10 protein-coding genes are annotated in these 7,130 nt (G+C 47.3%); all 10 read left to right on the forward strand.

Features of this window, described 5'->3' with window-relative positions:
- The first annotated feature begins 4 nt into the window (after positions 1-4).
- From B3N33_RS12655 to B3N33_RS12700, 10 genes are read left to right on the forward strand one after another with little or no spacing between them, the layout of a single operon-like run.
- The gene (locus B3N33_RS12655) at positions 5-289 is read left to right on the forward strand and encodes an AtpZ/AtpI family protein (RefSeq protein WP_292589652.1); all 285 of its coding nucleotides are present in this window, start codon (positions 5-7) and stop codon (positions 287-289) included.
- A complete protein-coding gene (locus B3N33_RS12660; protein WP_099830745.1) occupies positions 225-575 on the forward strand; it encodes a hypothetical protein in 351 nt (116 codons plus the stop codon). The genes B3N33_RS12655 and B3N33_RS12660 overlap by 65 nt, the downstream gene beginning before the upstream one ends.
- Positions 565-1,404 (forward strand): F0F1 ATP synthase subunit A, encoded by an 840-nt coding sequence (atpB, locus tag B3N33_RS12665; protein ID WP_099830744.1) that lies wholly within the window; start codon positions 565-567, stop codon positions 1,402-1,404. The genes B3N33_RS12660 and atpB overlap by 11 nt, the downstream gene beginning before the upstream one ends.
- Positions 1,405-1,417: 13 nt before the next feature.
- The gene (locus B3N33_RS12670; RefSeq protein ID WP_099772236.1) at positions 1,418-1,663 is read left to right on the forward strand and encodes a F0F1 ATP synthase subunit C; all 246 of its coding nucleotides are present in this window, start codon (positions 1,418-1,420) and stop codon (positions 1,661-1,663) included.
- A 33-nt stretch (positions 1,664-1,696) separates the two neighbouring features.
- Positions 1,697-2,182 (forward strand): F0F1 ATP synthase subunit B, encoded by a 486-nt coding sequence (gene atpF / locus B3N33_RS12675; RefSeq protein ID WP_292593529.1) that lies wholly within the window; start codon positions 1,697-1,699, stop codon positions 2,180-2,182.
- Complete coding sequence (atpH, locus tag B3N33_RS12680) at positions 2,179-2,730, forward strand: ATP synthase F1 subunit delta (protein WP_214060569.1); 552 nt, start codon at positions 2,179-2,181, stop codon at positions 2,728-2,730. Before atpF ends, atpH begins: the two co-directional genes overlap by 4 nt.
- On the forward strand, positions 2,727-4,241 hold the full coding sequence (gene atpA / locus B3N33_RS12685; protein WP_292593530.1) for a F0F1 ATP synthase subunit alpha: 1,515 nt from the start codon (positions 2,727-2,729) through the stop codon (positions 4,239-4,241). The genes atpH and atpA overlap by 4 nt, the downstream gene beginning before the upstream one ends.
- Before the next feature lie 6 nt (positions 4,242-4,247).
- On the forward strand, positions 4,248-5,081 hold the full coding sequence (atpG, locus tag B3N33_RS12690) for an ATP synthase F1 subunit gamma (protein ID WP_099830776.1): 834 nt from the start codon (positions 4,248-4,250) through the stop codon (positions 5,079-5,081).
- 20 nt (positions 5,082-5,101) lie between these two features.
- A complete protein-coding gene (gene atpD, locus B3N33_RS12695; RefSeq protein WP_292593531.1) occupies positions 5,102-6,523 on the forward strand; it encodes a F0F1 ATP synthase subunit beta in 1,422 nt (473 codons plus the stop codon).
- Complete coding sequence (locus B3N33_RS12700) at positions 6,516-6,923, forward strand: F0F1 ATP synthase subunit epsilon (protein WP_292593532.1); 408 nt, start codon at positions 6,516-6,518, stop codon at positions 6,921-6,923. The genes atpD and B3N33_RS12700 overlap by 8 nt, the downstream gene beginning before the upstream one ends.
- Positions 6,924-7,130 lie beyond the last annotated feature (207 nt).

Consider the following 7,130-nt stretch of genomic DNA (forward strand, 5'->3'; position numbering starts at 1 on the left):
ACAGTTGAAGGATAAGAGAAGTAAGATCGACTGGACGGCTCTCTCATCGCTCTATCAGTTTGCAGTTATTGTAATTGCTAATATAATGGTCTCGGGAGGTATTGGTTACCTAGTTCATAGATTCGTCGGAATGGATAGACTCTGGATTTCGTTTTTCATGCTTTTCGGAGCTTTTTCAGGCATATATAATGGGATTAGATATTTGATGAAAGAGGCAGAGAGATATGACAGAAACAAGGACAATGATGATCAAGACATCGATAATACTGGCAGTCCTGGCAATGGTTGAAAGCGCCGTCCTTGCATTAACACCTCTGGGCGAGTCAGAACTGGGTGTCTTCTACGGAACATTGTTTGCCATGATCGGTTTGCTCCTGCTAAACTATGATGCACACACTCTAATCAGGGAAAAGAAGAGGGTTCCCGCTGGCTTTATTGCAAGATACGTGCTGTACGGTATCTGTTTTGCAACTGCAGCCACCATCTCCCTCGAGTTTTTTCTTGGAAGCTTTCTCGGAGTGATGAATCTGAAAATCGCCGCAATTGCTTTTGGGGGGTGGCTCTGTGAAACTTAATCTCACTAAGTCTGACAAGATCTTCCTCGGGGTTGTCTTTGGCGGATATGTTGCAGTGATTATCTATATAGTTGCCACGGGCTACAAGTTCCAGCTTGAAGGCGTTGGGCAGCGATGGATCTATCAACTGCCGTTTGGAGAAGGGCCGCTCAGCAGGATCAATCCACTAACGATAATCATGACGTGGGTGGTAATGGGGATAGTGATCTTCATGGCAACCAGGGTGAAGGTTTTCAAGCTCGTTCCCGGCAAAAAGCAAAGTCTTCTGGAGGCGTTGCTCGACTATATCTACGATCTCGTGAAGGATTCAGTTTCGAGAAAGGAGTTTGTGAGGCCGATATTTGATATTGCAGCCTCTCTGTTTCTGTTCGTAATCGTCTCAAACTTCATCGGAAGCTTCCCTGGAATAAACGCCATTCCTCTCGAAAGTGGAGGAGTGAAGTTCACAATTCTTTCAGACAGCTGGTACGCTCCTACCTCGGATCTGAACATGAATCTTATGCTCGCCTTCTTCGTTTTTGTCATGAGTCACGTCTACGCGATAAAAGTGAAAGGGTGGAAGAGTTGGGGAAAGAGTTTCTTTGAACCAATATGGTGGATGTTTCCCATTAACATCATCGGAGAAATCGCAAAACCATTATCACATGCTTTGAGGCTTTTCGGAAACATCATGGGCGGATCGATACTGATACTGATTCTTGGCTATCTTGTGAAGTACTTTGTTTTGCCTGCAGCTCTGTGGGGTATTTTCGGACTCTTCTTCGGGGCGATCCAGGCGCTTATCTTCACAATACTCGCAATTGCATATATTAGCTCATTAATAGAGTAAGGAGGTTTTCACAGTGGATATTGGAGAAGGCTTAATGCTGATGGGAAAGTTCATTGGTGCCGGACTGGCAATGGGAATAGGTGCTATCGGTGCCGGTATCGGTGAAGGTAGAATCGGTGCAAGTGCTATGGAGGCAATGGCAAGACAACCAGAAATGATCGGTACTTTGACCACGAGGATGATTCTTGCCGACGCTATCGCTGAAACAACTGGAATCTATTCGCTTGTTATAGCGTTCATGATTCTTCTCGTAGTCTAAATATCTTCCCCTGAATAGAGGAGGGGTGATAACTTGATTGAACTTAATCTGACGGCCATATTGTCGATACTGAACTTTTTGCTGCTCTTCTTTGTTCTGAAGAAGGTGCTATTTGGCAAATTCTTCGACATCCTAAGACAGCGAAAAGAAAAGATCAGCAATGAGATAGCTGAGGCCGAGAAAATGCGGACTGAAGCTAACGAACTCAGAAGAGAATACCAGGCAAAAATGGAAGAGGCGCGTTCTGCTTCAGACGAAATCGTAGCACAGGCTGAAAAGCTAGCGGAAGAGATCGTAAGACAGGCAAGAGAAGATGCACAGGACGAGATACAGAGAATGTATAAGTCCGCCGAACTTCAGATTCAGCGTGAGCGGGAAGAAGCTGCCGATGAGGTAAAAGGAGCGATAGTAACTGCCGCAGTAGCCATAGTAGGAAGGTTTCTTCAAAAGGAAATGGATGAAAACGCAAGGAAGCAATATGCAAAGAGGATTTTGGAGAGCATGGGTGATAAGGAGTGAAGAGAATTCTTTCACTTTCGGCAAAATATGCCAACGCTCTCTTCTTAAGCCTTCCCGAAGAGGCTAGAGAGCAAGGGCTGAAACAGCTCCATGAACTTTCTAAAAGTGTTTCTAACATCGACCTTTCGAAATTCCTATTCGACCCAACTCTCGATGCAGAGAGAAAGGTAAGGATCTTCCTTAGCTTCGTTGAAAAACCTCTGGAACAGATTGAAAGGTTGATTTCGCTTCTGGTCTCTATGAAGAGGCTTGAATTGCTGGAAGATATCGTGATCTCCTTTGGTGCAAGGCTTTTGCTTGAAAGCAACAGGATTGATGTTGAAGTCGATTCGGCAGTAGCTCTCAGTTCTGAAGAGAGAGTTGCCATTCTCAAGAAAGTGAGAGAAAAGACTGGAATGGAGGGGGTTATGAAGGTCAATGTTAATCCATCTCTCATTGCAGGATATGTAATTAAGTTCAGAGACGAAGTAATAGACACAAGTCTCAGCGGTCGTTTAAAGAGAGTGAGCCAGGAGCTGGGCTCGGGCCCTCGGGAGGTGATTGAGTGAAAATCAGTCCATCTGAGATTACGAAAGTCATACAGAATCAGCTAGAGAAGACTGACATAGAGTTTGATTATTTCGAAGCGGGAAAGGTAATACAAATAGGTGACGGCATTGCGAGGGCATACGGCCTCAAAGGTGTAATGGCAAATGAGCTCGTGAAATTCGAGAATAACGTCTATGGTCTTGCACTGAACCTTGAAGAGGATAATGTAGGTATAGTTATTCTAGGAGAATACAAAGAGATAAAAGAAGGCGACCTCGTCAGAAGGACCGGCAGGATCATGGAGGTCCCCACAGGACCTGAGCTCCTGGGAAGAGTCGTAAATCCTCTGGGAATTCCACTAGATGGAAAGGGGCCTGTTCAAACAAAGAAATTCAGGCCAGTTGAAGTGAAGGCGACTGGAGTTGTAATGAGAAAACCGGTCGACACTCCTCTACAGACGGGAATAAAGGCAATAGATGCGACGATCCCCATTGGAAGAGGACAGAGAGAGTTGATAATTGGGGACAGGCAGACCGGGAAGACGGCCTTAGCAATCGATGCGATAATAAACCAGAAAGGACAGGGCGTGAAGTGCATCTACGTCGCAATTGGTCAGAAGACGGCCGCCCTTGCCAGGATCATCGATAAACTGAATCAGTTCGGGGCAATGGAGTATACGACGATTGTCTTTGCTTCGGCTTCAGATACGGCATCTCTCTCCTATCTCGCTCCGTATGCGGGAGCTGCAATGGGCGAGCACTTCATGTTTGAGGGCCAGGACTCTCTTGTCATCTACGATGATCTTTCCAAGCATGCATCCGCTTACAGAGAGCTTTCATTGTTGCTGAGAAGGCCGCCTGGAAGGGAGGCTTATCCCGGAGATGTCTTCTATCTGCATTCCAGATTGCTAGAGCGGGCTGCAAGGCTCAACGAGAGTTTCGGTGGAGGCTCTCTCACCGCCTTACCGATCATCGAGACGCAGGCAAACGATGTATCGGCATTCATACCGACTAACGTAATATCCATAACAGACGGACAGATTTATTTGGATCCCAACCTCTTCTATGCGGGAAATCGACCTGCAATCAATGTCGGCCTCTCGGTTTCGAGGGTTGGAGGGGCTGCGCAGATTAAGGCTATGAAGAAGATTGCAGGAAGTCTGAGAATCGAGCTTGCTCAGTACAGAGATTTGCTCTCTTTTGCTCAGTTTGCGACTGAACTCGACAAGGCCACGCGCGACCAACTGACAAGGGGAGAGAAGCTAACGGAACTTCTCAAGCAGGATCAGTACGTCCCAATGCCGGTTGAAGAACAGGTCGCTGTTCTTTACACTGGAACAAAGGGTTATCTTGACGAAATGGAAACTTCGAAGATTTCGAAATTCGAAGCCTCTCTACTCAAGACGCTTCGCAGCTCTTACAGTGATGTACTAACTTCAATAAGAGAGAAGAAGGTCATAGAAGAAGGTATAGAGACCCGTCTTAAGCAAGCTATAGAAGACACCAAGAAGCAGCTTGAAGAGCGAGGTTGATTGACGGTGAGCAAGGGTAAACTGCGTACGATTAAGAAACGCATCGAGTCAACGAACTCGACGATGCAGATTACCCGCGCCATGGAGATGGTCGCGCGGGCCAAAATCAACAAAGTTCAAAAGGGACTGAAGTTCGTCAGGCTATACGAAAGAGCTATGGAGCGGGCTCTCATCAGAGCTTATTTTGGAGATTCGAACCATCCCGACTCCGGGGGTGAAGGAGAGATTCTTCTCGTAGTCAGCTCAGATATGGGACTTGCGGGAGCCTTTAATGCAGAGATAATGAAGGCAGCCGAGCGCGAAGTTGCAAAGTCAAACGTCATACACATCGTTACGGTGGGAATCAAGGCCGAAAGTCATTTCAAGAAGAGCGGAGTACCTATTACTCCTTTCAGTCATTTCTTCGATACTCCCGATCTTGACGAGGCGGCAATTATCGTTGACGATATTGAAGAAATCATGGATAGCAAGAACGCGTCCGGCTTGAAAATGGTTTTCAGCAGTTTCAAGAATCCGCTCGCTCAGATACCGAAGACTGTCAAGCTTCTTCCCGTTGAAGATTTTGAGAAGCCAGACAACGACTTATTTGATTTCGAACCTGAAATCGAGGTTCTGTACGAAGATGTGCTTAATTCGTGGCTTGTAGCCAAAGTTCTTCAGGGCTTATATGAAACGAAGGTCGGGGAACTCTTCTCCAGGCAAGCTGCAATGAAGAACGCAACCGAGAATGCAAAGAACATGATAGAACAACTGACTCTGGTTAGGAATAAACTGCGCCAGTCGAATATCACACAGGAAATAATCGAAGTCGTAAACGGCGCTGAGGCGCTTAACGGTTAATTGATTTTGGAGGTGTGAGTGTGCCCGACAAAAAGGAACAAAATATTGGGAAAATAATCGCGATAACTGGTCCGGTCGTAGACGTATCATTCGAAGGAGCGAGGCTTCCCGACATTCTGAATGCCCTGAAAGTAAAGAACGAATTCTTAGATAAAGAGATAGTACTCGAAGTTGCCCAGCTGATTGGTGATAACAGCGTCAGGGCGATTGCCTTGGACAGTACAGACGGACTCGTGAGGGGCCAGGAAGTACTTGATACTGAAAAGCAGATCACCGTACCTGTCGGAGAAGAGATTCTCGGAAGAATGTTCAATCTTCTCGGCGAACCGATCGACGAACTTGGAGAGGTAAAGTTTGCCGATCACTGGGAGATACACAGAGCGTCTCCTTCAGTCACCGATCAGCAGACCGAAGTCGAGATACTTGAAACGGGAATAAAGGTCATCGATCTTCTTGCGCCATTCAGTAAGGGCGGAAAGATTGGCTTCTCCGGAGGTGCTGGAGTCGGAAAGACGGTTCTCGTTATGGAACTCATAAGAAACTTCGCAATTGAGCAGAAGGGGCTTTCTGTTTTTGCCGGAGTTGGTGAGAGAACTAGAGAGGGAAATGATCTTTGGCTCGATATGCAGGAGGCCGGTGTCATTGAAAATACCGCTCTCGTTTTTGGGCAGATGAACGAACCTCCTGGAGCAAGATTCAGAATCGGTCTTTCTGCTATAACCATGGCTGAATACTTCAGAGATGTTCAGAAGAAGGACGTTCTCGTATTCATTGACAACATCTTCAGATTCGTTCAGGCCGGTTCAGAGGTTTCGGCTCTCCTCGGAAGAATGCCTTCAGCGGTTGGTTACCAACCGACATTGGCGACTGAAATGGGAAACCTGCAGGAGAGGATCACCTCGACGAGATCTGGTTCTATTACTTCCGTCCAGGCAATATACGTTCCTGCGGACGATTTCACGGATCCGGCGCCTGCTACTACCTTCAGCCATCTCGATGCGACCGTTAACCTTTCGCGTTCAATAGCCGAGCAGGGGCTGTACCCGGCCGTTGATCCGTTAGATTCGACGTCGAAAAATCTTGATCCAGTAGTTGTGGGCCAGGAACACTACCAGGTTGCAAGAAGCGTCCAGGAAGTTCTTCAGAGATACAAGGACCTTCAGGACATCATTGCGATTCTGGGTATGGAAGAACTGTCTGAAGAGGATCAGCTAGCCGTTCAGAGAGCGAGAAAGATCCAAAGGTTCCTGACGCAGCCGTTCTTTGTCGCTGAGAAATTCAGTAACATGGATGGGAAATACGTCCCCATTTCCGAAACGATACGTGGGTTCAAAGAGATACTCGAGGGCAAACACGACAATCTTCCAGAACAGTCCTTCATGATGGTTGGCTCGATTGATGAAGCCGTTGAGAAGGGCAAGAAGCTTACGAAGGGTGAATGACTTGGCATTGAAGACCACGATTATCACGCCTTATGAGATCGAGTGGGAGGGAGAAGCAGATTACATCTCCTTCCGCTCGACCGAAGGGGAGATAGGCTTCCTGCCTGAAAGAGCTCCAGCTCTTATGAAGCTGACCGTTGATGTAATGGAGATAACGTCAGGTTCTAAGACTTTGCGGTTTGCCGTTCACGGAGGATACGTTCTCCAGGAGAGAGACAGCTTGACTATTGTGACCGATGCCGCCGAAACTCCTGAGGAGATTAGCGTAGAAAGAGCAAAGCAGCGGCTAAAGAGAGCAGAGGAATTGCTGGAAGTAAGTAAATCCAGGCGCGAAAGGGCTAGAAACGAGGCCAAACTGCAAAGACATATGCTTAGAATCAAAGTGGGGTCTGGGCGATAGCTGCTCCGCTTGAAGAGACGTCCTCCGAGAAGAGCATCAGTTGCAAGTTCCAAGTTGCGAGTTGCTCTGAAGAAGCTAGTCTGCTTAGGCAGGCCAGTCAGGCTTCGCCTGGCCAGTCTTCGCTTCGCGAAGGAAAGTTCCGCTTCGCGCGCAAAAGAGCCGCTGCACGCTGGAAAGAACCGCTGTGCGCTTAAGAGCGGAGAACCC

Source organism: Mesotoga sp. UBA5825 (assembly GCF_002432955.1).
Classification (GTDB): domain Bacteria; phylum Thermotogota; class Thermotogae; order Petrotogales; family Kosmotogaceae; genus Mesotoga.

Excerpts from the sequence above, each read along its gene's own strand:
- B3N33_RS12660 (WP_099830745.1), top strand. The coding sequence starts at position 225 with ATGACAGAAACAAGGACAATGATGATCAAGACATCGATAATACTGGCA.